Annotated in this window: 28 protein-coding genes; 16 read left to right on the top strand and 12 right to left on the bottom strand. The window is 57.5% G+C overall.

Annotation, left to right across the window (positions count from 1 at the left end; genetic code table 11):
* The first annotated feature begins 19 nt into the window (after window positions 1-19).
* The 6 genes from RRB22_02860 (at window position 20) to RRB22_02835 (ending at window position 4535) form a co-directional block, all read left to right on the top strand.
* Window positions 20-790: a Nif3-like dinuclear metal center hexameric protein gene (locus tag RRB22_02860; GenBank protein MDT8383333.1), complete on the top strand. Its 771-nt coding sequence runs from the start codon at window positions 20-22 to the stop codon at window positions 788-790.
* A gap of 39 nt (window positions 791-829) precedes the next feature.
* A complete protein-coding gene (locus tag RRB22_02855) occupies window positions 830-1174 on the top strand; it encodes a pentapeptide repeat-containing protein (GenBank protein ID MDT8383332.1) in 345 nt (114 codons plus the stop codon).
* Window positions 1175-1299: 125 nt separating this feature from the next.
* Window positions 1300-1506, top strand: a complete 207-nt coding sequence (gene rpmE, locus RRB22_02850) for a 50S ribosomal protein L31 (GenBank protein ID MDT8383331.1) — start codon at window positions 1300-1302, stop codon at window positions 1504-1506.
* 8 nt (window positions 1507-1514) lie between these two features.
* Window positions 1515-2372: a thermonuclease family protein gene (locus RRB22_02845; GenBank protein ID MDT8383330.1), complete on the top strand. Its 858-nt coding sequence runs from the start codon at window positions 1515-1517 to the stop codon at window positions 2370-2372.
* A 141-nt stretch (window positions 2373-2513) separates the two neighbouring features.
* A complete protein-coding gene (locus RRB22_02840) occupies window positions 2514-3785 on the top strand; it encodes a malic enzyme-like NAD(P)-binding protein (protein ID MDT8383329.1) in 1272 nt (423 codons plus the stop codon).
* A gap of 30 nt (window positions 3786-3815) precedes the next feature.
* Window positions 3816-4535 (top strand): DUF3047 domain-containing protein, encoded by a 720-nt coding sequence (locus tag RRB22_02835; protein ID MDT8383328.1) that lies wholly within the window; start codon window positions 3816-3818, stop codon window positions 4533-4535.
* Window positions 4536-4562: 27 nt separating this feature from the next.
* Here the strand turns inward: RRB22_02835 and RRB22_02830 are convergent, their stop codons facing one another.
* From RRB22_02830 to RRB22_02795, 8 genes are all read right to left on the bottom strand, one after another.
* Window positions 4563-4814: a hypothetical protein gene (locus RRB22_02830; GenBank protein MDT8383327.1), complete on the bottom strand. Its 252-nt coding sequence runs from the start codon at window positions 4812-4814 to the stop codon at window positions 4563-4565.
* A gap of 274 nt (window positions 4815-5088) precedes the next feature.
* Entirely contained in the window at window positions 5089-5409 is a 321-nt protein-coding gene (locus RRB22_02825; GenBank protein MDT8383326.1) for a YkgJ family cysteine cluster protein, read from the bottom strand.
* A 76-nt stretch (window positions 5410-5485) separates the two neighbouring features.
* Window positions 5486-5851, bottom strand: a complete 366-nt coding sequence (locus tag RRB22_02820) for a DUF6164 family protein (protein MDT8383325.1) — start codon at window positions 5849-5851, stop codon at window positions 5486-5488.
* An 8-nt stretch (window positions 5852-5859) separates the two neighbouring features.
* Window positions 5860-6246 carry a YajD family HNH nuclease gene (locus RRB22_02815; protein MDT8383324.1) on the bottom strand — a complete coding sequence of 129 codons (387 nt, stop codon included), beginning with the start codon at window positions 6244-6246 and terminating at the stop codon, window positions 5860-5862.
* 33 nt (window positions 6247-6279) lie between these two features.
* Window positions 6280-6552 carry a DUF3144 domain-containing protein gene (locus RRB22_02810; GenBank protein ID MDT8383323.1) on the bottom strand — a complete coding sequence of 91 codons (273 nt, stop codon included), beginning with the start codon at window positions 6550-6552 and terminating at the stop codon, window positions 6280-6282.
* Window positions 6553-6605: 53 nt separating this feature from the next.
* Window positions 6606-8555: an ATP-binding cassette domain-containing protein gene (locus RRB22_02805; protein MDT8383322.1), complete on the bottom strand. Its 1950-nt coding sequence runs from the start codon at window positions 8553-8555 to the stop codon at window positions 6606-6608.
* A 71-nt stretch (window positions 8556-8626) separates the two neighbouring features.
* Window positions 8627-9208, bottom strand: a complete 582-nt coding sequence (locus RRB22_02800; GenBank protein MDT8383321.1) for a PhnA domain-containing protein — start codon at window positions 9206-9208, stop codon at window positions 8627-8629.
* 104 nt (window positions 9209-9312) lie between these two features.
* Window positions 9313-9819: a zinc ribbon-containing protein gene (locus RRB22_02795; protein MDT8383320.1), complete on the bottom strand. Its 507-nt coding sequence runs from the start codon at window positions 9817-9819 to the stop codon at window positions 9313-9315.
* A gap of 310 nt (window positions 9820-10129) precedes the next feature.
* Here RRB22_02795 and RRB22_02790 point away from each other — a divergent pair, with 310 nt between their 5' ends.
* The 4 genes from RRB22_02790 (at window position 10130) to lpoB (ending at window position 13581) form a co-directional block, all read left to right on the top strand.
* Window positions 10130-11077 (top strand): CsgG/HfaB family protein, encoded by a 948-nt coding sequence (locus RRB22_02790; protein MDT8383319.1) that lies wholly within the window; start codon window positions 10130-10132, stop codon window positions 11075-11077.
* Window positions 11078-11208: 131 nt separating this feature from the next.
* Window positions 11209-12534, top strand: coding sequence for a hypothetical protein (locus RRB22_02785; protein ID MDT8383318.1), 1326 nt, complete (start codon window positions 11209-11211; stop codon window positions 12532-12534).
* 28 nt (window positions 12535-12562) lie between these two features.
* Window positions 12563-12970, top strand: a complete 408-nt coding sequence (locus RRB22_02780) for a YcfL family protein (GenBank protein ID MDT8383317.1) — start codon at window positions 12563-12565, stop codon at window positions 12968-12970.
* The gene (lpoB, locus tag RRB22_02775) at window positions 12970-13581 is read left to right on the top strand and encodes a penicillin-binding protein activator LpoB (protein ID MDT8383316.1); all 612 of its coding nucleotides are present in this window, start codon (window positions 12970-12972) and stop codon (window positions 13579-13581) included. Before RRB22_02780 ends, lpoB begins: the two co-directional genes overlap by 1 nt.
* Before the next feature lie 115 nt (window positions 13582-13696).
* Here lpoB and RRB22_02770 read toward each other — a convergent pair whose 3' ends face one another.
* The gene (locus tag RRB22_02770; GenBank protein ID MDT8383315.1) at window positions 13697-14260 is read right to left on the bottom strand and encodes an outer membrane beta-barrel protein; all 564 of its coding nucleotides are present in this window, start codon (window positions 14258-14260) and stop codon (window positions 13697-13699) included.
* A 507-nt stretch (window positions 14261-14767) separates the two neighbouring features.
* Between RRB22_02770 and leuS the strand changes: the two genes are divergently transcribed.
* Window positions 14768-17365, top strand: coding sequence for a leucine--tRNA ligase (leuS, locus tag RRB22_02765; protein ID MDT8383314.1), 2598 nt, complete (start codon window positions 14768-14770; stop codon window positions 17363-17365).
* Between the two features lie 146 nt (window positions 17366-17511).
* Window positions 17512-17877, top strand: a complete 366-nt coding sequence (locus tag RRB22_02760) for a zinc ribbon domain-containing protein (protein MDT8383313.1) — start codon at window positions 17512-17514, stop codon at window positions 17875-17877.
* A gap of 588 nt (window positions 17878-18465) precedes the next feature.
* On the opposite strand, the gene RRB22_02755 is transcribed toward RRB22_02760, so the two are convergent.
* Window positions 18466-19206 carry an MBL fold metallo-hydrolase gene (locus tag RRB22_02755; protein MDT8383312.1) on the bottom strand — a complete coding sequence of 247 codons (741 nt, stop codon included), beginning with the start codon at window positions 19204-19206 and terminating at the stop codon, window positions 18466-18468.
* Between the two features lie 109 nt (window positions 19207-19315).
* Between RRB22_02755 and RRB22_02750 the strand changes: the two genes are divergently transcribed.
* The 4 genes from RRB22_02750 (at window position 19316) to RRB22_02735 (ending at window position 21649) form a co-directional block, all read left to right on the top strand.
* The gene (locus RRB22_02750) at window positions 19316-19885 is read left to right on the top strand and encodes a sigma-70 family RNA polymerase sigma factor (GenBank protein MDT8383311.1); all 570 of its coding nucleotides are present in this window, start codon (window positions 19316-19318) and stop codon (window positions 19883-19885) included.
* Window positions 19882-20466 carry a zf-HC2 domain-containing protein gene (locus RRB22_02745; protein ID MDT8383310.1) on the top strand — a complete coding sequence of 195 codons (585 nt, stop codon included), beginning with the start codon at window positions 19882-19884 and terminating at the stop codon, window positions 20464-20466. Before RRB22_02750 ends, RRB22_02745 begins: the two co-directional genes overlap by 4 nt.
* Before the next feature lie 109 nt (window positions 20467-20575).
* Complete coding sequence (locus RRB22_02740; GenBank protein ID MDT8383309.1) at window positions 20576-21013, top strand: potassium channel family protein; 438 nt, start codon at window positions 20576-20578, stop codon at window positions 21011-21013.
* Between the two features lie 174 nt (window positions 21014-21187).
* Window positions 21188-21649: a YiiD C-terminal domain-containing protein gene (locus tag RRB22_02735; GenBank protein ID MDT8383308.1), complete on the top strand. Its 462-nt coding sequence runs from the start codon at window positions 21188-21190 to the stop codon at window positions 21647-21649.
* Between the two features lie 164 nt (window positions 21650-21813).
* Here RRB22_02735 and RRB22_02730 read toward each other — a convergent pair whose 3' ends face one another.
* Both RRB22_02730 and asd read right to left on the bottom strand, forming a co-directional pair.
* Entirely contained in the window at window positions 21814-22443 is a 630-nt protein-coding gene (locus RRB22_02730; protein MDT8383307.1) for an Mpo1-like protein, read from the bottom strand.
* Between the two features lie 5 nt (window positions 22444-22448).
* Complete coding sequence (asd, locus tag RRB22_02725; GenBank protein MDT8383306.1) at window positions 22449-23360, bottom strand: archaetidylserine decarboxylase; 912 nt, start codon at window positions 23358-23360, stop codon at window positions 22449-22451.

Below are 23360 nucleotides of genomic sequence, written 5' to 3'. Positions count from 1 at the left end.
AACCAACAGGAAATAATGGATGATTGAACGTGAAGAGCTGCTGACCTATCTCCAGGGCCTGCTGGCGGTGGATGACTTCGCCGACTACGCCCCCAATGGCCTGCAGGTGGAGGGGCGGCGCGAGCTGAAAAAGATCGTCGGCGGGGTGACGGCCTGTCAGGCGCTGGTGGATGCCGCCGTGGAAAGGGGCGCGGATGCCCTGCTGGTGCACCACGGCTATTTCTGGAAGGGCGAATCGCCCTGTGTCACCGGCATCAAGAAGCGCCGCCTGCAGGCCCTGCTGGCGGCGGACATCAACCTGCTGGCCTATCACCTGCCACTGGATGCCCACCCGGAGCTGGGCAATAACGCCCGGCTGGCCGGGTTGCTGGGGCTGCAACAGGAGGGGACCTTCGGCGGTGGCGGCGAGAAGGGCGGGCGTGATATTGGCCAGTACGGCCGACTGGCCGAGCCCCTGTCGATTGAGGCCTTCACCGCGCGGATCACCGAGCGGCTGGGACGGCCCCCGCTGCATATTGCCGGCAACGCGCGCCGCGAGATCCGCACCCTTGCCTGGTGCACCGGGGCCGCCCAGGGTTATCTGGAACAGGCGGCGGCGCTGGGGGTGGATGCCTTTTTGAGCGGGGAGATTTCCGAGCAGACCGTGCATCTCGCCCGTGAGCGGGGCATCCACTATTTCGCCGCCGGTCACCACGCCACGGAACGGGGTGGGGTGCAGGCCCTGGGCGCGCACCTGGCCGGGCATTTCGATCTCGAGTTTGAATTTGTGGACATCGACAATCCTGTGTAGCCACACGATACTGGCTGTAAATTAATCGGAGGAGATACCATGGCAGCGCCCGTGATAAAAACGAACGACCCACTGTATGCCCTGTTGCGCGAGGGGGAGGTCGGTGAATTCAACCGCCGATTTGCGGCCGGTGAGCGCGGTGATTTCACCAATGCGGACTTTCGCGGTCTGGAATTGTCGGGTTGGGAGCCGCAGGGGCTGGACCTTTCCGGCTGCTATTTTCGCCAGGCGGATCTGCGCGGGGTGGATTTCTCCACCTGCCAGCTGGCGGGGGCCAGTATCCACAGCGCCAAGATCTCGGGGGCGTTGTTCCCTAAGTCATTGTCGGCAGAAGAAATTTCCCTGTCCTTGCTGCACGGGACGCGGATGAGGGAGACGCCGTAGCGGGCCCTTGATGTGGCCGCAAAATTCCCTTAGAATACGCGGCTCTCAAGCATTCCGTCAGGGCCCTTACGAGACAAGACCGGCCCGGCGGTACGCACATTACGAACAGATTTGAGGTTGATAGCATGAAGCCCGAAATTCATCCCGCCTACCACGAGATTACCGTGAAATGCAGCTGCGGGAACACGTTTAAAACCCACTCCACGCTGGCCAAAGAGGAGCTGACCCTGGATGTCTGTTCTTCCTGTCACCCGTTCTATACCGGCAAGCAGAAGATCGTTGATTCCGGTGGTCGCGTTGACAAGTTCCGTCAGAAGTACGGCGTGAAATAAACACCGAATTGCTGTTACACCCAGTCAGTAACAGTCGTGTCGGCAACAAAAGGGCGTCCCCATGGGGCGCCCTTTTTGTTTGCCTGCTGGTAAGTGTTGCCGGCCCTGCCCCCGCCTACAGCGCCCAGGCCCTCGTCGCACCGGGCTGTGTCGCCGATCGCCTTGATGAGACGGCGGTGTTGGCCACGGTGGTGGACGGCGACACCCTGCGCCTGAAGGACGGGCGCTCGGTGCGGTTGATCGGTATCAACACTCCCGAGATCGGGTGCGACGGAAAACCCTCCGAGCCGCTGGCGGTGCAGGCCCGTGAAGACCTGCGGTCGCTGCTGGGGCCGGCGGCCGTGCTGGGGCTGCGTTATGGCCGGGAACGCCAGGATCGCTATGGCCGCCTGCTGGCGCACGTCTATCTGGCGGACGGCCGCAGTGTTGAGGAGCAGCTGTTAAGGGCCGGGCTGGCCGCCCACATCGTGGTGCCGCCCAACAGCGGCAATGCCGCCTGTTATCAGGCGGCGGAGCATCTGGCCCGCACGGCAGACAAGGGCGTATGGCGTGAACACTATCGGCCGCTGCCGGTGGCCGAGGTGCCGGCGGGTGCGCGAGGCTTTCGGGTGATCACCGGCAGGGTCCTGTCGGTGGGGCAGAGCAAAAAATCGTGGTGGCTGAATTTTACGCCGCGACCGCGCAAAGGTGAGACAGCCACGGGTGTCGCGGTGCGCATCAGTCGTGATGATCTGGTGCAGTTTGACACCGATCGGCTAAGCGCCCTGCCCGGCAGAACCATCATCGTGCGCGGCTGGCTATCCCCGTATAAAAAGCAGCTGGTGCTGCGCCTGCGTCACCCGGCGAACTTAGAGGTGCCAGGTTAGGGGGCGGGGGTTTAGAATACGCCGTGTGTTTTTATAGTATTGAGTCACATGGAAAGGATGCCCTTCAATCAAGACACGCTGAGAATACATCACTGGCGAAGGGCGGCATGCCGCTGCCCCGCCACTAACCGGGAAATATCCATGAGCGAAAACGCAAACTCCCTGAAACAGCAGGCCCTCGACTATCACGCGGGCGTGAAGGGAAAAAACCGGCCGGGAAAGATTGCCACAGAAATCACTAAATCCTGTGAGACCCAGCATGACCTGTCACTGGCGTACACCCCCGGCGTTGCCGCGCCGGTGCGGGCGATCGAGGCCGATCCCGAGGCCGCCTATCAGTATACCGCCAAGGGTAACCTGGTCGCGGTGATCACCGACGGCACGGCGGTGCTGGGTCTGGGCAACGTGGGTGCGTTGGCCGGCAAGCCGGTGATGGAAGGTAAGGGCGTGTTGTTCAAGAAGTTCGCCGATATCGACGTGTTTGATATCGAGGTCAACGCCGACTCAACCCAGGCCTTTATCGACACCGTCGCCAACATCGCGCCGACCTTTGGCGGCATCAATCTGGAAGACATTGCGGCGCCGCAGTGCTTCGAGATCGAAAAGGCCCTGATTGAAAGGCTGGATATCCCGGTGTTCCATGATGACCAGCACGGCACCGCGATCATTATCGCGGCGGGCCTGATGAATGCGCTGCAGGTGCAGCACAAGACCATCGCTGAGGCGAAGATTGTTTGCCTGGGGGCGGGCTCGGCCGGGATTGCCTCGATGCGCCTGCTGGTGTCGCTGGGTGCGTGCATCGACAACATCTATCTGGTTGATCGCAAGGGCGTGATTCACAGTGGGCGCGATGATCTGAACGTCTACAAGCAGGAATTTGCCACGGTCACGGAGCGGCGGACCCTGGCGGATGCAATGCAGGGCGCCGATGTGTTTATCGGTGTGTCGGGTCCCAACCTGGTGAACGCCGAGATGCTGCGCAGCATGGCGGCGCGTCCCATCGTGTTTGCACTGTCCAACCCGGACCCCGAGGTCAGCCCCGAGCTGGCCCGGCAGGTGCGTGATGATCTGATCATGGCCACCGGCCGCAGCGATTATCCCAATCAGGTCAACAACGTGCTGGGCTTCCCGTTTATCTTTCGCGGCGCGCTGGACGTGCGGGCCAGCACTATTAATGAGGCGATGAAGGTGGCCGCGGTCCATGCGCTGGCAAAGCTGGCCCATGAGCCGGTGCCGGACGCCGTGCTCAAGGCCTATGGTGTTGAGGCCATGCCGTTCGGCCCGGATTACATCATTCCCAAACCGTTTGATGCGCGCCTGCTGCAGTTTGTGCCGCCGGCGGTGGCAAAGGCGGCGGTGGACAGCGGTGTCGCCCGGCTGCCCTATCCCGGCCATTATCCACCGGCCGGGTAGGCGACGGGTCGGGTGACTATTTATAGTCATATGAATAGAGCCCGGCGGCCATGGCCGCTGTTGTTATTGGTCATGGCCGGGTGTGTCACCGCGACAGCAGCGGCGGAGTCGACGCCAGAGACAGACGCCGGCGGCATAAAATGGTTCGCTAATTTCAGTGAGGGTGATCTGTCCGGCTGGCAAGAAAAATCCTTTCAGCAGCACAGTGAGTATCGGCTTGTGCCCGCCGCAGGCATCAATGCCAGAGGTTCAAACGGCAAACTGCCGCAGGGTCAGGTGCTACATGCCAGTACCCAGGGCCAGGCCTCGGGCCTGTTTAAAGAGCTGGAGGTCGATTTGACCCGGACCCCGTATCTGCACTGGTCATGGCAGGTGCAAAACCTGTTTGAGGGGAATGCCGAACACAGCAAAGAAGGCGATGACTATCCGGCGCGCATCTATGTCGTGGTGTCGGGCGGGCTGTTTTTCTGGAAGACCCGGGCGATCAATTATGTCTGGTCCAGCCATCAGCCCGTGAACAGCGAATGGCCCAATGCCTATACCGCGAACGCGCGAATGCTGGCGGTGCGGGCAGGTGACAAACAGCTGGGCCAGTGGCTGCACGAGCGCCGCAATGTGCGTGCAGACCTGCAGCGATTGTTTGGCGATGACATTACCCGGATCGACGCCGTCGCGGTGATGGTGGATGGCGATAACACGGGTCAGTCGGCCAGCGCCTACTTTGGCGATATCTATTTTTCGCAGCAGTAGCCGGTTTCTGCCGTCCACGCCGGATCGTTATGTCATTACGCCGGGACGAAATTCCTTGATGGTCCGTTTGCCATGCGGTGGACCATTGGTTTTTCGTTGCGGGGACAGCTTCACCTTTTTCGCCACCAGCCCCTGTTTATCGATGTGGCATTCAAACTCAACGCTTGCACCCACTTTCAGGAATTGACAGTTAATAAGGTCGGCCTTGTGGACCTGTATATCGGGGCCGCCATTGTTATCGAGCAGCCCGGAATCCTTGTTGACGAACCATTTTTTCACGACTGTATGCAAAAGATCACCTCTGTTTATAGCGGTTAGGCTATTGTTAAATTCGGTAGTGTTGACGCTGTTGTATGCAGCCGCCTATCTCGGTGGCGGCAGTTTTTCACAGACTTAGACCTGAATCCGTGGCTTAACCACGGCGCTTGGCACAAGCTCTTGATTACACAGCGGATCAAAAAATGCCCGCTTAACCTAAGGGTGAAGCTAAGATTTTTTGAAACCCCTGTGAAACCAATATCTTGCACCATGCGTCCACGTTTAAACCACGGATTCAGGTTAGAACCTGATAGGCGGTCCGTTCGATAAGGCACTCGTATTCACCCATCACCAGTTCACGACACACCGCTGGGCGCTGGTCGTAAATCGTGCAGTGCATCGTGTTGCGGTCCAGGGCCGCGCACCAGCCGTCTTCCAGTCGCGCCATGGTGCTTCCGCCCCATCGGTCTATCTCGATAAAGCGATCCGGCACGCCGGTATCGGTCAGCAGGATGACCTCCAGCCGACAACAGCAGGCCTCGCAGTTGGCGCAGCTCACCGCGGCGTCCGCCTGGCCGGTGTCTGCGTGCATCAGGAAGGGGGGATCATGCTGCATCGGTATGCCGTTTAGATTGTCTAATACTAATGGATTATAGTCCGCCTGCCGTGGGTAGTTGCTGCTTCGGCGGTTTCTAGTTTCCCAGGTCAAGAAAGGGCTTGGTGGAGAAATACAGGATCACCGCCACAATGGCGATGTAGGCGATGACCTTTAGCGGTTCGTCTGCGAGCAGATCCCGGAATGTTCTGTGCTGTCTGTCATGTTTGAGCTGCTGATAGCGTTCACGTTGTTGCCGGGTGCGCTGTGCCTGGTACTGGTCGATCAGTTCCCGTGCGTGCGCAAACTGCTGCTCGTCGCGCAGCCATATCGCGGGTGTGGAAATGCCCCAGTTGCCAGCCGAGGTCTCGTAGAATTCGATGTCGTTCCCGCTCAACAGGGCGCGCACCTCGTCGGCCTCATCCTCCGGCACATTGCGTAATGAGAATACGAGTGCCGGCATGTCGGGATCTATTTCTTGTCCAGCAGGCTTTTGAGGTCGGCAAAGGGATTGTGGGTGGCGGCGGATGTGGTGCTGGCGGAGCCGGTTACGCTACCCTTTACACTGCCCTGACCGTACGCCTCTAATTGTTTTTGATGCTCGTTGTCGTGGCAATACAGGCAAAGCAGTTCCCAGTTGCTGCCATCGGTGGGATTGTCGTCATGATTGTGGTTGCGGTGATGCACGGTAAGCTCGGGCAGGTTGGCGCGGGTGAATTCCCGTTGGCAGCGGCCGCAGATCCATGGATAGAGTTTTAGCGCCTGTTCGCGGTAGGTCTTTGCACGCTCGTCCTGATGGCGACGGGCATCGCTGACAATCTTGTCCAGTGCGTCAGAGTTTGATGTCTTGTTTGGCATAATTGTTTCGCTGTACGTGGTTTCGCAGCAATACTATTTTTTCTGTGTGCCCAGCTGGATGTAATCCTGCATATTGACCTTGAGCATTTCGCGGAAATCGTTGCACAGCATGTCGGTCATTCTGGTTTCGTCAGCGCCAAGATCCGTGCTGTTGAGTGAGGCCTCAAAGGTGTTGTAGCGGGCGGCGGCATAGCGCAGCGCGGTGCCGACACTGGTCGAGCCCTCGGAGCGGGCCAGTTCATTGGCGAGATGGATGAACTTGTCGGCGATCTCGAAAAAGGGTGTTTCCGTTTTTGTGTCTGACATGCTGTTCCCGTTGTTCGTAGGCGTGTTAAAAGTTTGCTGTGGTCGAGCCTACGCTAGTCCGTATTCTCTGCCAACTCCAGCGCCTCGGTGGCCTCCATCCATTGTGCCTCGATCTCCTGTAGCTGTTGCTTTAGTGTGGTCTGTTGCGCCAGGAGTTCCTTGAGGCGCGGCTTGTTCTCGGCCTCGTACAGCGCGCTGTCGGTCAGCGTGTGCTCGATCTGCTGTTGCTGCTGCTGCAGTGCGTCGAGGCGTTTTTCACTGTCTCTGATCTGGTCCAGAAAGGGCTTGAGCCGCTGCCGACGCGCGGCCTCCTGCTGGCGCAACTGGCGTTTGTCGACGCCGGGTTTGGCGGGCTCACTGCTGGCGGTGGCGGCGGCCGCGGTCGATGGCGTGCCGCGGCGGTGGTCGCTCAGCCACTGTGCATAGTCATCGAGATCGCCGTCGTAGGCTTGTGCCTGGCCGTTGGCCACCAGCATGAATTGATCACACACGGTGCGCAGTAAATGGCGGTCATGCGAGACCACCAGGAGCGCGCCTTCGAAGCCCTGTAACGCCAGGGTCAGGGCGTGGCGCATCTCCAGGTCGAGGTGGTTGGTGGGCTCGTCCAGCAGCAGCAGGTTGGGACGCTGATAGATGAGCAGGGCGAGCACCAGCCGCGCCTTTTCGCCGCCCGAGAAGGGGCCGACCGGGGCGAGCGCCTGATCGCCGATGAAGCCGAAGCCGCCGAGATAATTGCGCAGCTCCTGTTCGCTGGCGACGGTCTCGGTTGTGGTCTCGTCCGCGATCAGCCGGTTGAGGCGCTGCAGGTGCATCAGCGGCGAGTCGTCGGTATGCAGCTGTTCCAGCTGGTGCTGGGCGAAGTAACCGATGCGCAGGTTCTGTGCCGCGCTGCGTTCGCCGGCGAGCATCGGCAGCTCGCCGACCAGGGTCTTGATGAGGGTGGACTTGCCCGCGCCGTTGGGGCCCAGCAGGCCGATACGGTCCCCCGGTAACAGGTTGATGCCAATGCCGGTGAGCAGGGGCGTTGCGCCATAACCCAGGCTGGCATTGGTGATCTTGAGAAGCGGGTTGGGGACCTGCTTGGGGGGCAAAAAGGCAAACTCAAACGGCGAGTCCACATGCGCCGGGGCAATCTCCTCCAGCCTGGCGAGCGCCTTCAGGCGGCTCTGGGCCTGCTTGGCCTTGCTGGCCTTGGCGCGAAAGCGATCGATGTAACTGTGCAGGTGCGAGACGGTGCGCTGCTGCTTGAGGTGGGCGGACTGCTGCTGTTCGAGGCGGCTGGCGTGTTGCCGCTCATAGGCGCTGTAGTTGCCGGTATAGGTGTGCAGGATCTGGTCGGAGAGCAGGGCGATGTGGTTGACGCAGTTGTCGAGAAAGTCCCGGTCGTGCGAGATCAGCAGCACCGTGCCCGGGTAGAGCTGCAACCAGCTCTGCAGCCACAGTACGGCATCCAGGTCGAGGTGATTGGTGGGCTCGTCGAGCAGCAGGATATCGGAGCGACACATCAGCGCCTGGGCCAGATTGAGGCGCATGCGCCAGCCACCGGAAAAGGCCGACACCGGGGTCTGCAACTGGGCCTCGGAAAAACCCAGCCCGTTCATGAGCCGGGCGGCGCGGGTCGGTGCCGTATAGCCGCCGATGGTCTCAAACTGACCGAACAGCGTGGCCTGCTGCTCGCCATCGGTACAGGCGGCCAGTTGCTGCTCCAGTTGGCGCAACTCGACATCACCGTCCATCACATAATCGATGGCGCTACGCTCCACCGCCGGCGTCTCCTGGGCGACGTGCGCCATCGCCAGGTGGGCTGAGAGCTGTACCTCGCCCGTATCGACATGCAGGCCGGTGTTGTCGCGCGTGCCGAGGATCAGGGCCAGCAGGCTGGATTTGCCGCTGCCGTTGCGGCCGACGATGCCCCAGTGCTCGCCGCTGTGGATGGTGAGGTTGACGTCCTGCAAGAGGACGCGGGGTCCACGGCGGAGGGTGACGGATTGAAAGCGTAACATGGCGGTAGGTGGCCGATATGGGTGCCGGACAGGATGGCCGAGCAGTGGGTTATGGGGTTATGTGTAAGGGCCTAGTTCGATTTCTTTACAAACCTGGTCAGGATGACAATGTGCTGGCCCTCGACCCGGCCCTCGATCTGTTCCGCGTTGTCCGGCACCAGCGAAATGCCGCGCACCGCGGTGCCGCGCTTGGCGGTAAAACCGGCGCCCTTCACATTGAGATCCTTGATCAGGGTCACGGTGTCACCGGCGGCCAGCAGCGCGCCGTTGCTGTCGAGATGCTGGATGGCATCGTCATCGCTGCGGCCTTCGCCGTCGGCCCTGGCCCAGGCCAGGGTATCGTCATCGAGATACAGCATGTCGAGCAGGTCCTGCGGCCAGCCCTCTGCGCGCAGGCGGGTCAGCATGCGCCATGCCATCACCTGTACGGCGGGCACCTGGCTCCACATGCTGTCATTGAGGCAGCGCCAGTGATTGGCATCGACCGTATCGGGGTGCTCGATCTGGCCATGGCAGACGCCGCAAAGCAGCACGCACTCATCGGGGTTGTCGGCGGAATGGGGTGGTACAGGGTAGACCGATAGATCATCGGCGGAACCACACAGCTCGCAGCGGGATTCGCTGCGGCTGCGTAAAATCTGTTCTGTGCTCATGGTGGTTTGCTACTCCAGGTTGAGGGCGGATTATACCCGAAACCGGGCGACTCTGAAGAACCGGGGACGTGATGGTGGGATGGGTGGGCGTGGTTGAAGGAGTACTAGTCCACTGCGCGACGATAGGTCGTCGCCTGGCACTTGGGGCAGGGTGGAATATGGCCGGATTTGTGAAAGTGCAGAACCTCGCCACAGGCCTTGCAGACCAGGGTGCCGGGGCCGGTGATTTCGCCGGTGCGCCATTCGCCAAAGCGCTGGGCCTGTTGCTCGAACGCCGCCAGGTCGACCTTGGTGGGGTCGGCCAGCTGCATCAGGGCATCGATGATACGGTTTTCCACCAGCTCAATGTCAAAGCGCAGCCACTGGCGCAGCTCATTGCTCTCATCGGTGAGGAATTCCGCGGCATCGTGCAGGTCGCGTCGCAGATACTCGGCGATATTTTCGGCCTCCTCCCGGGTCAGCTCACCCAGTTCGGTGGCCTTTTCTTTGGCGGAATTGATGGCAGCATCGAGCTTCGGGGCGATCTCATTGCCCGCCTCGCGGAGAAAAGTCCTGGATCGCTCCAGCATCTGTTCATAGGCGTGGACCAGTTTGTCATTTTGTTTGTTCATTATGCCCTCTCTTTTATATGCATTGATTTTTTTTGTTTGTTCCCAGTATGGTAAATGCCGTCGGCTAAGTACAGCCTAGCGGATATTCTTACAGTGCGCCGGGCTGGGGTGCTAACCAAAAGGAGTGAGAGCCTGGAAAAAGCCGCCGGCCTGCTGTGGTTGCAGAAGGCGATTTTTACACAGGCGCTGAGCCATCATTCACTCGTTTGGATTATGGTGTTTTTGAACGACAGGGCGTATTCTCAGCGCAATTTTGGCATAAATGTAGACTGGATGAGCTGGCCGCAGGGCTGGCGATAAGGAATTGATCATGATGAAGATTAGGCGATCGGTTGTACTGTGTGTTGTTTCCTGTGTGTTGTTGTTTTCAACCTCTGCCCTGTTGGCCGCCCGGCCCACCATCGCGGTGCTCGATTTCACCGCGGATAAAGACACGATCACCTTTGGTCACGGTTTCATCGTACGTGAGACGGTCGAGAGCTCGACAAAATTTCTAACCTCCGAACTGATGACCTTCCTGGTCAAGGCCAACAAGTTTGATGTGGTCGAGCGCAACAGGATGAAAGATATCCTTACCGAGCAGGAGTTCAGTGAGTCGGGATATATCTCCCCGGAAACGGCAGTGAAGTTAGGCAAGCTGATCGGCGCCGACTATTTTGTGATGGGCAAGATCGAACAGTTTCAGGCGGGAATCGAAACCAAAAAAATTCCCTATACCGACCAGGTACAGCAGCAGTACAAGGGCAAGCTAACGGTAAATGTGCGCATTGTGGACAGCCGTGGTGGCAAGGTGGTTACGGCCAACAAGTTCGTTGTTGAGCATGAAGACAGAAATCGCAACAACGAAGTGACCCCAGATGATTTTCTGGACGCCCTCAAGGAGCAGTCCGTCAAGGCGATTGTGAATGGTATTGTCGAAGGCGTGTTTCCCCTGAAGATCATCAAGCTTGAGGGGAGCAAGGTGTATATCAATCGCGGCGCGGGCGTCAGCTTCAAGGTGGGTGATGTGCTGACGGTATTGGTTCAGGGTGAGGGGCTGGTCGATCCGGATACCGGTGAGTCCCTGGGCAGCGCCGAGAAGGAAGTCGGTCGCGTTGAGGTGGATGCCATTCAGAAAAAGTTTTCCACGGCGAAAATCCTGACGGGTGCAGGGCAGATCAAGGAGGGAGCAATTGTCAGGTTGGGAGAGCAGGAGCCAGAGGCCGTTCAGGAAAGGGAGATGACGCCCGGTTCGAGTGACAAGCCCTTTAGCTGGTAAAAAACAAAACAACAAAAACGCAGCATGAGCATTGAGGGTAGAAAGAAATGATTTCAGGAGCGGGGTCTGCAATCAGAAGCTTTGGGTTGCTGGGTATCGCATTGCTGCTGGGTGGCTGTGCGGCTTCATCAATGTTCACATCCTATCCAACACAGCTGCAACCGATTAAGCAGCAGGTCCAGGCCAAGCAGTACAAGCTGGCGCAGGATGCGCTCGACGCCTATCGGGAAGACGCCGATAAAATCCTCTACATGATGGAGCGTGGCCGCGTTTCGCAGCTCGCCAATGACAAGGCGTCGAGCATCGAGGATTTCAAGCAGGTGATTGAGGCGATGGAGGTCAATGAGGAAAAGGCGAAAATCTCTCTCACCGATACCGCGGCGCAGGGCAGCGCGCTACTCAGCAATGATAATGCGATTCCCTATGCGGGCGATGGCCATGAACGCGTCTTTGTGCACCAGTATCAGGCGATGAATTATCTGTTCTCCAACAACCTGGAGGCCGCGAGTGTCGAAGTGAGGCGCGCAAACCTGGAGCAGCAGGCCGCGCTTGAGGCGCATGAAGATGAACTGGCGGCCGCAGAGGAAAAGGCACGCGAATATTCGGCGGGCAATAAATCCTTTATGGGTGCCTTTTCGGCCATGGAGTCGGTGGCGGGAAAGGTAAAAAATTCCTTTCAGAATGCCTACACCTTTTATGTGTCCGGCATCATCTATGAAATCCTGGGAAAACCCAATGATGCCTATATTGACTATAAAAAGGCCCTGGAGATTTTTCCGGATAACATCTATGTGCAACGAGATGTGCTGAGGCTCGCCAAACAGCTGGGCATGAGAGACGATTATCAAACCTTTAAAAAGCGCTATCCCATAGAGGCGGCCAGTCCGGGGCAGGGCGAGGGGGAGCTGGTGGTGCTGTTTGAGCATGGCTTTGTGCCGGCCAAAACGGAAACCAGCGTGCCAATCTTTACCGGCAATCAGGTGCAGAAGGTGGCCTTTCCCTTTTATGCCGTGCAGTGGCAGCCCCCGTCATCCTTGAGTGTCGCGATCGAGGGGAGAGGCGCGCTGGGGGAGACCAGCCCGATCGTGTATGTGCAGGCGATGGCAGTGAAGGCCCTGCAGGAAAAGTTGCCCGCCATGCTCACCCGGCAGGTGTTGCGGGTGGTGGCCAAAAAGGAGATGGCCGAGCAGGCCGGCAAGGCGGCAGGCCCCTGGGCAAAACTGGGCGCCGATATCTTTAACATCGCCAGTGAAAATGCCGACCGTCGCAGCTGGCTGACCCTGCCCAATGACGCGCAGATTCTCAGAAGCTCCCTCCCGCAGGGGGAATATCAGTTACAGCTGAATAATGGCAAGGCTGCGGGTGTGATGCAGGTCAAGGTGGAGCCGGGTAAGCGGACGGTGGTCCGGGTGGTGGCAACCGAGCAGACCCTGCACACTGATGCTATTGTTATGTGACCTCGCAGTGTAAAGAACAGGAGAATGGATGATGAATAAAGGCTGGAGTCTTTCTTGTGTAGGAGTGGTGCTGATGCTTGCCGGTTGTGCGACCTCGGGCATTGAGGCCATCGGCAAACCCATGGGCGATCCGGAGTTTGCCAAGCACCTGGTGATCCATAATGAATCGCTGGCAGGTGATGTCACCATCACCGAGATGAATTCGCGCGTCACCGGCGGTGTGCTGGAGGTCGATGTGGTACTGACCAACCTGACCAGCTCTCATAAGAATATTCAGTACCTCTTCTCCTGGTACGATGCGGATAATTTTGAGGTTGAGCAGGGTAGTCGCTCGTGGACGCCGGTGACCCTCAATGGTCACGCCAGTACCAGCATGAAGGCGGTCGCGCCAAATCCATCTGTCAAAAGTTATAAAGTCAACGTGAGGGAATTGTAATGAATGATGTATTGAAAGCCTTGGGAAGTGTGTTTGCGGTGGGTGTCTTGTCCGTCAGCCTGTCGGGGTGTGGGGGCAAGCAGGTAGCCTATGGCGATGCCGGCGCGGTTGAAACCACCACTACCGATTTCGGTTCGACGGATCTGCAAAAGATTGCGGAAAAGATGGTCGACTCCGTGCTGACCTTTCCGCCGATTGTGGAGGTGACCAGCAAGCGTCGCCCGGTGATGTTTGTCGACACCATCCAGAACAAGACCAGCGAACATATCGACACGGAATCCGTTACCGATACCATTTCGAGCCGTTTATTGCGCTCCGGTAAATTCCGCTTTGTCGATATGACCAAGGTCGCCGCCGTGCGCAACCAGATGGAATTCCAGAGTGACAGCGGCATGGTCAAGGACAGCACCGCGGTCAAGATGGGCCAGCAGATCGGGGCCGAGTACATGCTGTACGGCAATCTGTCGAGTATCGTCAAGCGCAACTCTGACCAGAAAGACGTGTATTACAAGTTCACCATGAAGCTGATGCACATCGAGACCGGCATTCTGGAATGGTCGGATGAAAAAGAGATCCGCAAGACCAAGAAGAAATCGATGTTTGGTCTGTAAGCTTTCATCCGCAGGCCTTATTGGCAGCATCAAGTAGCGGCCCACAAAAAAGCGGCCCCCTGGGAACAGGGGGCCGCTTTTTTGTGGGCCATATCTAACGGGTCGTAGTGGACGATCAGGGCTTGAAGATGAAACCGATAGCGAAGGCGGTAATATCTTCGTCGGTATCGCCATTCAGGGAGTACGTGTCGATCCCAAAGCGTACCGCCGAGGTGCCGCTGATGTCGTAGTCCGCGCCAATGCCAAAATAGACGTCGGTGCCGGAGTCAGAAACAGAGCCGTCGATATCCCAGGCCGCCAGGCCGACCCTGCCGAACAGGGTCAGGTCGGTTTTCAGGGGCAGCTTGCCCAACAGGCCCAGGGAGAATGCGCTGGCCTCCGCCTTGACGCCGCCCTTTTCCGCCTCGCCAAAATCGTTATAGGCGGCCTCTACGGCCAGCACCTCATTGAGGTGGAAGCCGCCGAACAGACCAAAGGCGGCGCTGTTGTCATCGACCTCCTTGTAGCTGGCATAGGCAAGCTGTGCGCCAATATAGAGGTTGGAGGTCATGTTGCTCGACATGCGATGCGGCTTGCTGATGGTGATGTCATCGGCGGCAAAGGCGGGTGTGGCGATGGCTGCGGTGATGCACAGTGTGCAGGCCCCCGCCAGGATTGTGGGAAGCACTTTTTGTTTCATGGCCAGGATTCCTTCTTGGTAGAGAATAAAGTTGGTAGATAAAAAGTGAGTCGATGACGAGTCCGGGTGTTTAACGGTAGGGTTTCTTGTCTGTTATTTTTACCGTGCTTTATACGCAGGATAGTTAACGATAATTTCTTTACGCATGATTCTGTGTAACACGCTCCCAGCAATACGTTCCCAGTAACACGCTTGAACAATGAGTTTAGCGCAATATAGTCGCGATGTGAGGAGCCGGACAGGCTAATAAGCCGTGACCCCCTATGGGCTGGATTGCCGGGAGCCGCCGGCCATCGTCGCCGTCAGGGGGTTTCCGGCGCGGCGATTCCGAGAACCTGTGAACAAACCGTCTGTCCGTGGGCAATTTTCGGTGCCGGCGGCCGGAAGGCGGCCGGTTTCTGGTGTGGAGGTGGGAGAGTACGGTATCCTAAGCGCCTTTTTTGGGCGTGTTTCAGGCGCTTTTCTACAGGCTCCCGGCGAGCCGTTATATGGGAACGATTACCGAAAATGTCAGGCGAAACCACGAATCAGCAGCACCAGCCCCAGTACCAGCCCGAGCAGATCGAAACCGAGGCCCAGCAACACTGGGAGACCGCCGGCAGCTTCCGCGTCACCGAAGACCCCAGCAAAGAGAAGTTCTACTGCCTGTCCATGTTCCCCTATCCCAGCGGCCGCCTGCACATGGGCCACGTGCGCAACTACACCATCGGCGATGTGATCGCCCGCTACCAGCGTATGCGCGGCAAGAACGTGCTGCAACCCATGGGCTGGGACGCCTTCGGCCTGCCGGCGGAAAACGCCGCCATGAAGCACAAGGTGCCGCCCGCCAGGTGGACCTACGAAAACATCGACTACATGCGCGACCAGCTCAAACGCCTGGGTTTCGGTTACGACTGGGACCGCGAGCTGGCCACCTGCCACCCCGAGTACTACCGCTGGGAGCAGTGGCTGTTCACCAAGTTGTACGAAAAGGGCCTGGTCTACAAAAAGACCGCGCCGGTGAACTGGTGTCCCCACGATCTCACCGTGCTGGCCAACGAGCAGGTCATCGACGGCTGCTGCTGGCGCTGCGACACCCCGGTGGAGCGCCGCGAAATCCCGCAGTATTTCATGCGCATCACCGACTACGCCGAAGAGCTGCTGAATGATCTCGATAAACTCGACGGCTGGCCCGAGCAGGTGCGCACCATGCAGCGCAACTGGATCGGCCGCTCCGAGGGCGTGGAAGTACATTTCGGCCTTGAGAACAATCCCGAACCGCTCAAGGTCTTCACCACCCGCCCCGACACCCTGATGGGTGTCACCTATGTGGCGGTGGCCGCCGAACACCCGCTGGCGCTGAGTGGCGCGGTGAACTATCCAGAGCTGCTGGCCTTCATCGACGAGTGCAAGCACCAGGAAACGGCCGAGGCCGCCATGGAGACCATGGAAAAGAAGGGCATGGACACCGGCATCAAGGCCACCCATCCCATCACCGGCGAGGCGGTGCCCGTGTACGTCGCCAACTTCGTGCTCATGGGCTACGGCGAGGGCGCGGTAATGGCGGTGCCGGCACATGATCAGCGTGATTTTGAATTTGCGCAGAAGTACGGTTTGCCTGTAAAAAAAGTCATTAAATCAGATCATCAAATCAGTTTAGAGAAAGAGTTACAGGAGTTTAAAACGACACCTCAAGATCCTGAGTTACTTGATAAAGCCCCATTCATTGAGCGTATTGAGCAGGATTTACGGACTTTGGAGCGCATGTGCATAACAGAGAAGGGCGTGCTGGTGGACTCCGACGAATTCACTGGTCTGTCCTCCGCCGAGGCCTTCAACGCCATTGCCGATAACCTCGCCGCGCAGAACAAGGGCTGCAAACGCATCAACTACCGCCTGCGCGACTGGGGCGTGTCCCGCCAGCGTTACTGGGGCACGCCTATCCCCATCATCAACTGCAACAGCTGCGGTGGCGTCGCGGTGCCGGAAGATCAGCTTCCTGTCAGGTTGCCGGAAGACGTGGAATTCGAAGGCGTCGGCTCACCCATCAAAAAGATGCCCGAGTTCTACGAGACCACCTGCCCCAGATGCGGCGGCAAGGCCGAGCGCGAGACCGACACCTTCGACACCTTCATGGAATCGTCGTGGTACTTCGCCCGTTACGCCTGCAAAGACAACAGCGAGGCCATGCTCGACGAACGCGCCAACTACTGGCTGCCGGTGGACCAGTACGTCGGTGGTATCGAACACGCGATTTTGCATCTGTTGTACGCGCGCTTCTTTACCAAGCTGATGAGAGACGCCGGCCTGATCAAGGTCGACGAGCCCTTCACCAACTTGCTCACCCAGGGCATGGTGCTCAAAGACGGCACCAAGATGTCCAAGTCCAAGGGCAACACCGTCGACCCGCAGGAACTCATCGCCAAATACGGCGCCGACACCGTACGCCTGTTCACCATGTTCGCCGCGCCACCCGAGCAGTCGCTGGAATGGAACGATGACGCCGTGGAAGGGGCCTCGCGGTTTCTCAAACGCGTGTGGCGACTGGTGCACGATGAAGGAAGATTGGATGCGCTAAAACAATGGCAGGCCGACGGCGCAGTGATCGACGCAGGCAAGCTGAATGAAGAACAGAAAAAACGCCGCGCCGAATTGCACAGCCTGCTGGAACAGGCGGCGCGTGATGTGGAGAAATACCAGTTCAACACCGTCGTTGCCGCCGCAATGAAAATGGTCAATACCCTGAACCAGGTTGCAGCACCACAGGAAAAAACCGCCATCGACCCTGTCTATGCCGAGGGTGTCGACTTCCTGTTACGCCTGTTGTCGCCCATCGTCCCGCACATCACCCACGCCCTCTGGCAAAGCCTCGGCTGCAAAGGTGATGTGCTCAATGCCACCTGGCCACAGGCCGATGCCAACGCCATGGTGCAAGACACCATCGAGATGGTGATACAGGTCAACGGAAAAACACGCGGCAAGGTAGCGGTAGCCGCCGATGCGGCAAAGGATGTGATCGAACAGACGGCACTGGCGGATGAAAACGTGCAGCGCTTTACCGAGGGCAAGAGTGTGGTGAAGGTGATTGTGGTGCCGGGTCGGTTGGTGAATGTGGTGGTTAAGTGAAAGGTTTTGGGGTTCCTTATAAGCTTTGATTGAAGATTGTGCTTCTTATTGCATTATTATGTTGAGCTGGACACCAATAAGATTTCGCGGATTCAATGGCGAACATAAATATTAGCTTGCCCTATTAAGCAAGTGAGGAAAAGAATATGGGATACTTTTTATTATGGTTGCTGTTCGGTTTTGCTTCCGCCTTAGTCGCATCAAGTAGAGGTGGGCGTGGTTTTTTATATTTCATTATTGGTGTAATCTTTGGCCCCTTCGGATTATTGTTTTCGTTTTTAGCTGGTCCAGACAAAATAGAGTGTCAATTTTGCAAAAAAACAATTAGAGAAGATGCTACTGTTTGCCCGCATTGCCAGCATGAACTCATCGAAGGTCCGCACGAAACTGCTAAATCTTTACCAAAACAATCCAGTCCTAATGATTCCGATATCCGATTTTGCCCCATGTGTGCAGAGGAAATTAAGCAGGCCGCCAGAATTTGTAAACACTGCAAAACTGATCTTGTTTAATAGAGTCAGGCAGGCCCGTAGGGCGCAATAACCGAAGGGCATTGCGCCGGATGTTAATGATCGGTGGTGGTTCCGCTGTCAGGTAAGGTAGGCATTCTCCACCAATCCGGCATTGTTGGGTTTGGTGCAATGGTGGGCAATGCCCACCCTACGAAAAAAGCCGTATTGAGTTAAGCGCAGAGTGTGATGTGCGGGAGATAACGGTTTTTACTTAAGTCCTCAGCACTCAGCACTCAGCACTCAGCACTCAGCCCGTAGGGCGCAATAACCGAAGGGCATTGCGCCGAATGTTAATGATCGGTGGTGGTTCCGCTGTCAGGTAAGGTAGGCATTCTCCATCAATCCGGCATTGTTGGGTTTGGTGCAATGGTGGGCAATGCCCACCCTACGAAAAAAGCCGTATTGAGTTAAGCGCAGAGTGTGATGTGCGGGAGATAACGGTTTTTACTTAAGTCCTCCGCACTCAACACTCAACACTCAGCACTCAGCACTCAGCACTCAGCACTCAGCACCTAAATTACCCGGCGGCGTGTAAGGTAGGCACATTTCTGTACCCACTCTCCCTGGCTGCGAAATTTTGTTATCAACTTATCCTGCATCAGCCTGCCGCTGCTCGATGGATTTTGACAATGCGCGCAGGAGTGCGGCGCCATCTCCCCGCCAGGCGCTGCCGTGCATGCAGGCCAGCGTGGCCGGCGATTGCTGGGCGAGGCGTTCGAGCATCAGCTCGGTGTTCGGGGTATGCGCGTAATAATCCATGGCGCCACGAAAGGCCTCGCTGGGGCCGAGGATGTCGCTTTCCACCAACGCCTCCTTGCCTTCGCCACCCTGGGTGAACAGGTCGCCACACATCAGGGTGCGGGTGGTGTCGTCAAACATCAGGCCGCACTCCCAGCCGTGGGGCAGGTGGGGAGTGTCGAACCAGCGCAGGGCATGTCTGCCCAGATCCAGTACCTCGCCATCCGCCATCGCCCTGGCGGCACGGTCGGCGACATCGTTGACCGAGACTATGGCCGCGACCTGGCTACAGACGGGGACGGATTCGGGTGCCACGGCAAGAAATTCGTTGAGTGAGCCGCACTCATCCGCCTCGTAGTGCGAGAAGCCGATGTAACTCAGTTGTTCCGGCGGCAGGATGCCGGCGATGGCCTCCTGCACCAGGGGGAACATGCGTCGCGGGCCGGTATGAAACAGCATGGGCTGATCATCGACAATCAGATACTGGTTGAAGCTGAAGGCCCCTACTGGCAGTTGGATGGGGGTGTTGATCCGGTAGATGCCGTCGGCGATCTCGTGGATATTGGTGCCTGACTGTTTATTGGTGATCATGGTGAACTCCCTGGGTGGTGGTTGGATTGTTGCTGAGTTACAGGGAGGTGTAACGGCACGGCCGATCGTTACACTTCCAAAGCCAGGGAGGCCGTAATATGCTGCAAATATGTGCCGACAAGAGTCCGAAACCCCTTTCGACGACGCCAGCCTGGCCCAGCGGGTGGCGCAGGCGGCGCCCGCTGTCGACCGTGAGGCGGAGGCGGAACTCTGTCGACGGCTTGCGCCGCGCGTGCGGCTGTATGGCCTGCGGCATCTGCGCAGTGAGGCCGCCGCCGCGGATCTTATGCAGCAGGTGATGCTGATGCTGATCGAGCGTCTGCGCGCCGGTGCACTCCGCGAACAGGAGCGACTGGCCTCGTTCGTGTTTGGCATCTGCCGCATGGTGGTGCTGGAGCTGCGCCGTGGCCACAGCCGGCGCGAACGCCTGCTGGAGACCTATGGCGAGGCACTGTCGCCGCCGGAGGTCACGCTGCCGGAGCTGGACGGCAAGCGCCTTGCGCCCTGTCTGGAATCGTTGTCGGAACGGGAGCGAACCATCCTGATATTGAGTTTCTATAACGAATTGCCGGCCGAGGCCCTGGCGCAAGAGCTGGAACTGAGTGCGGCAAATGTGCGCGTCATCCGTCACCGCGGCCTTGAACGCCTGCGCCGGTGTGTTACCGGAGAAAGCGAATGAAATCCTCAGACTGTCAGTCACCCGTGGTATGGGATAGCCTGCTTGCCTACTGGCTTGGCGAGCTGGATGCCGAGCGCGAGGCGCAGGTCGAGGAGCACTATCTGGGTTGCGAGCCATGCAGCCGCCGCCTGCAACAGCTTGTCGCCCTGGCCCAGCAAGTGCGCGATCTCACCCGCACAAGCGGCGTGAGCGTGGTCATCAATGAGCCGTTCGTACAGCGCTTGGTAGAGCAGGGCATGCACGTGCGGGAGTATTACGTGCCGCTCAATGGCGCGGTGAACTGCACCGTCGCCCCCGAGGACGACTTCGTGGTGGCCTATCTCAAGGCGCCGCTGGAGGGCGTGCAGCAGCTCGACATGATCTACCTCGATGGTGATGATGATAACGAGAGCGGCATGCGCCTGCACGATATTCCGTTTACCGCCGACAGCGGGACGGTGGTGTTCTCCACGGGTATCGACGCCTTGCGCGCCCTGCCGACCACCACCCTGCGCGTACGCCTGCTGGCCATCGACAACAACGGCGAACGTAGTATAGGTGACTACACCTTTAACCATAAAAAGATGGAGCCAAGCTTTTAATCTTGAATTCACCCTTCAAGACTGGACTATGCTCCTTCCGTCAGGATTTATCTGACCCAGCAATAGATTTATTGCAAGACCAATTTTTTTCAGCAAGAGAGGAAGAGTGGTGCTACCCGTATTTATCGTCAACAGTATCGTTATCGCGGTCGTGGTCATTATTCACTATGAGTTCTTGTATCGACTGACACTACATCTCCAACGCATCAGGATACGGCATCGATTCCTGATTTTGCTGGGCGTGTTCGGCGCGATGATTGCCCATACGATTGAGGTCTGGGTGTTCGCGCTGGCGTACTACTTCATGCATCATGCGCAAGGGTGGGGCCATTTGAGCGGAGGGTTTGATGGCAGTGTGCTGGACTGTGTGTACTTTTCGTTTAGCACCTACACCACCCTGGGATATGGCGATATTGACGCGATCGGTGATCTGCGACATTTGACCGGGCTAGAGGCCCTGACCGGGCTGGTAATGATTACCTGGTCAGCGTCGTTCCTGTTTATAGAAATGCAGCGTTACTGGAAACCGAATGACTTAAAGGGCTAGCCTGAGATGCACTGCCATTGGTCTAGTCAGGTAGGGCGGGCGCGTTTTTTATGCCCGCGCTGCACGTGTTAATGGCTTGCTGAAAACTGATGGTGACGTGTGGCGTATCGGTACCATGTGGGCACAAAATTCATGTCCACCCTGCCTGCCATGTTTGTAAAGAGGGAGAGGCCTGTGCCATACACCCAGCTTGAACAATACCTTCATGAGCACATTCCATTGTCAAAGGCGATGGCGGTGTCGGTGGTTTCCATGGCGGAGGATGAGGTGGTGTTGCGCGCGCCGCTGAAGCCGAACATCAATCATCGTGAAACGGTGTTCGGTGGCAGTGCCTCGGCGCTGGCGATTCTTGCGGCGTGGTCTCTGCTGTACACCCGGCTGCGCAGCGCCGGTATCGATAGCCGTGTGGTGATTCAGCGCAATTCGGTGGAATACGAACGCCCCATTGACGGCGAGTTTACGGCACGCTCGTCGATCGAGCGGCCGCAGGACTGGCCCCGCTTTACGCGCATGCTGATGCGCAAGGGCAAGGCCAGGATTGCTGTCGGCGCCGTGCTGGAATACGAGGGCCAGGTGGTGGGCAGGTTCACCGGTGAGTTTGTTGCCTTGGGTGGCGAGGGTCCAGGCCATGAATAACAGTGACTGACCGAATGACGACCGGGGTTCGCACGCGCCTCTCAAGAGACAGGCATCGCTGTCAAGGTAAGCATGAAGAGTAATCACGCCTAAAGAATTCGTGATGCCAGATTATGCCGACCCTCATAACGATGGCTAAAAAACATATGGGTGATTCAGACGGACTATTTTCGAGTCTTGGCAACGCGAGGGACATCATACCAGTCGCTCATGTCATCATACATATCGCCTTTAAACAGGTAATACGGCGACTTGTAGTAGATTTTAATATCATGAAAGGGATCGGTAAGGATCTTGGAAAACCATACCAGACCTGACTGCACGCCCATGATAAAAAACAGGTGTAGGGTGCGGAATACAACCGCGCCGATACCGACAAATAGCCAGATCATCGCCGTGTGATCAATGAACCCTGCAAGGTCCTGGTGTGGCTGAAACAGGCCGAACAGGCTCGCGTCGACAAACAGGACCAAGGGGGAGGCTACCCACACGGATAAGAGTATGATTTTTCGGTGCAGGTTATAACCAACCTTTACTTTTTCCTTGTATTCATGCGATGCCTGGTTTACGGCGTCATAGGTTTTCGGTTCAAAAAAGAAATGGCCCACCTGGCGTAGAATCATCGCCAGCAGCCAGCCGACCATTACCGCCAGCACCGGGTTGACAAATATCAGTATATAGCTGGTGAGAAAACAGAAAGCGCTGAGTAAATGCAGCGTCTGGTTTACACGGTTATGGTGATAAAAACGATGGTCGTCCCAGCGTTGTTGTTGCAGTTCTTCAAAGAATCCCATGACGATTATCCCTCTTTGGTTGGTTGTCGATTAGAAATGTCATTGTCCGTGAGCAGAGCCTGTCCCATGAATATTCTGTTGCCCGTCGATACGCTGTCATGCAGTCTGTAATGAGAGGTCGCGAACAGAATGATGGTCGAGCCGTGTTGAAAATAACCCATCTCGTCGCCTTTCCGGTATTGGGCATCGCAGGGTAAACGGTTAGGCCCGCGGTATTGAAGATCCAGCTCGGTGTCCAGGCAGTGGAATTTCATGCTGGCGACCAGGATTGCAGCAACCGGCACCAGGGTGATACTTTTTTGGTGCGCATCGTCTACCTCATCACCGAGCACTAGCTCAACGACGGCCCGTTCATTTTTACAGAAAAGCTTCTCGATGCGCTTGAGGGCGACAGGGTTCACGTTCCAGGTATCTCCTGAGATGTAATCAATGTGCGTTACCCTGCAGTCGATGGGCGCATGAAAACGGTGATACATGGAAGACTTGAGGCGCAATGTCACGTAGATGCCGTCGCGATACTTTTCCTGTAAGGTTTTGTCGGGAATAAGCTCGGCCAGCTCGTAGGGAAAGCCCTTTGCCTGGAATACCTGTGTTCCCGTAATTGGCCCGCACTCGCCGACAATGGCATCGCAGGGGCAGGTGATGGTATGTAGGTCGGTATCTACCTGGCGAGCACCGCTCTTCAGTTCGCGAATAAAACAGTCATGAAGGCTACGGAACGTAGAGTGTTTTGCTTCGGTAAGGTCAAGATCGGCAGCGAAATGTTTCCAGATGACTAGGGAAAGCCTGGTCAATGCGCGGCTTTCTATCTTGCTATACCAGCCCATCAATCGTGTCAGGTAGCGTCGCGGAATTCTGTTGGTCAACAGAAAATTTAACTGTTCCTGCTGACTCATATTGCGAACGATACTGGCCAT

It is taken from the genome of Gammaproteobacteria bacterium, from assembly GCA_032250735.1.
Lineage (GTDB): Bacteria > Pseudomonadota > Gammaproteobacteria > SZUA-152 > SZUA-152 > SZUA-152.
The sequence above is the reverse complement of the archived record's forward strand: the minus strand, read 5'-3'. Positions and strand labels throughout refer to the sequence as shown.

Excerpts from the sequence above, each read along its gene's own strand:
- RRB22_02835 (MDT8383328.1), top strand. The coding sequence starts at position 3,816 with ATGAATAGAGCCCGGCGGCCATGGCCGCTGTTGTTATTGGTCATGGCC.
- RRB22_02790 (MDT8383319.1), top strand. The coding sequence starts at position 10,130 with ATGATGAAGATTAGGCGATCGGTTGTACTGTGTGTTGTTTCCTGTGTG.
- rpmE (MDT8383331.1), top strand. The coding sequence starts at position 1,300 with ATGAAGCCCGAAATTCATCCCGCCTACCACGAGATTACCGTGAAATGC.
- RRB22_02795 (MDT8383320.1), bottom strand. The coding sequence starts at position 9,819 with ATGAACAAACAAAATGACAAACTGGTCCACGCCTATGAACAGATGCTG.
- RRB22_02770 (MDT8383315.1), bottom strand. The coding sequence starts at position 14,260 with ATGAAACAAAAAGTGCTTCCCACAATCCTGGCGGGGGCCTGCACACTG.
- RRB22_02730 (MDT8383307.1), bottom strand. The coding sequence starts at position 22,443 with ATGGGATTCTTTGAAGAACTGCAACAACAACGCTGGGACGACCATCGT.
- RRB22_02755 (MDT8383312.1), bottom strand. The coding sequence starts at position 19,206 with ATGATCACCAATAAACAGTCAGGCACCAATATCCACGAGATCGCCGAC.
- RRB22_02815 (MDT8383324.1), bottom strand. The coding sequence starts at position 6,246 with ATGCCAAACAAGACATCAAACTCTGACGCACTGGACAAGATTGTCAGC.
- lpoB (MDT8383316.1), top strand. The coding sequence starts at position 12,970 with ATGAATGATGTATTGAAAGCCTTGGGAAGTGTGTTTGCGGTGGGTGTC.
- RRB22_02785 (MDT8383318.1), top strand. The coding sequence starts at position 11,209 with ATGTTCACATCCTATCCAACACAGCTGCAACCGATTAAGCAGCAGGTC.
- RRB22_02855 (MDT8383332.1), top strand. The coding sequence starts at position 830 with ATGGCAGCGCCCGTGATAAAAACGAACGACCCACTGTATGCCCTGTTG.
- RRB22_02780 (MDT8383317.1), top strand. The coding sequence starts at position 12,563 with ATGATGAATAAAGGCTGGAGTCTTTCTTGTGTAGGAGTGGTGCTGATG.
- RRB22_02745 (MDT8383310.1), top strand. The coding sequence starts at position 19,882 with ATGAAATCCTCAGACTGTCAGTCACCCGTGGTATGGGATAGCCTGCTT.
- RRB22_02805 (MDT8383322.1), bottom strand. The coding sequence starts at position 8,555 with ATGTTACGCTTTCAATCCGTCACCCTCCGCCGTGGACCCCGCGTCCTC.
- RRB22_02860 (MDT8383333.1), top strand. The coding sequence starts at position 20 with ATGATTGAACGTGAAGAGCTGCTGACCTATCTCCAGGGCCTGCTGGCG.
- asd (MDT8383306.1), bottom strand. The coding sequence starts at position 23,360 with ATGGCCAGTATCGTTCGCAATATGAGTCAGCAGGAACAGTTAAATTTT.
- RRB22_02750 (MDT8383311.1), top strand. The coding sequence starts at position 19,316 with ATGTGCCGACAAGAGTCCGAAACCCCTTTCGACGACGCCAGCCTGGCC.
- RRB22_02825 (MDT8383326.1), bottom strand. The coding sequence starts at position 5,409 with ATGCAGCATGATCCCCCCTTCCTGATGCACGCAGACACCGGCCAGGCG.
- RRB22_02840 (MDT8383329.1), top strand. The coding sequence starts at position 2,514 with ATGAGCGAAAACGCAAACTCCCTGAAACAGCAGGCCCTCGACTATCAC.
- RRB22_02810 (MDT8383323.1), bottom strand. The coding sequence starts at position 6,552 with ATGTCAGACACAAAAACGGAAACACCCTTTTTCGAGATCGCCGACAAG.
- RRB22_02760 (MDT8383313.1), top strand. The coding sequence starts at position 17,512 with ATGGGATACTTTTTATTATGGTTGCTGTTCGGTTTTGCTTCCGCCTTA.
- leuS (MDT8383314.1), top strand. The coding sequence starts at position 14,768 with ATGTCAGGCGAAACCACGAATCAGCAGCACCAGCCCCAGTACCAGCCC.
- RRB22_02800 (MDT8383321.1), bottom strand. The coding sequence starts at position 9,208 with ATGAGCACAGAACAGATTTTACGCAGCCGCAGCGAATCCCGCTGCGAG.
- RRB22_02820 (MDT8383325.1), bottom strand. The coding sequence starts at position 5,851 with ATGCCGGCACTCGTATTCTCATTACGCAATGTGCCGGAGGATGAGGCC.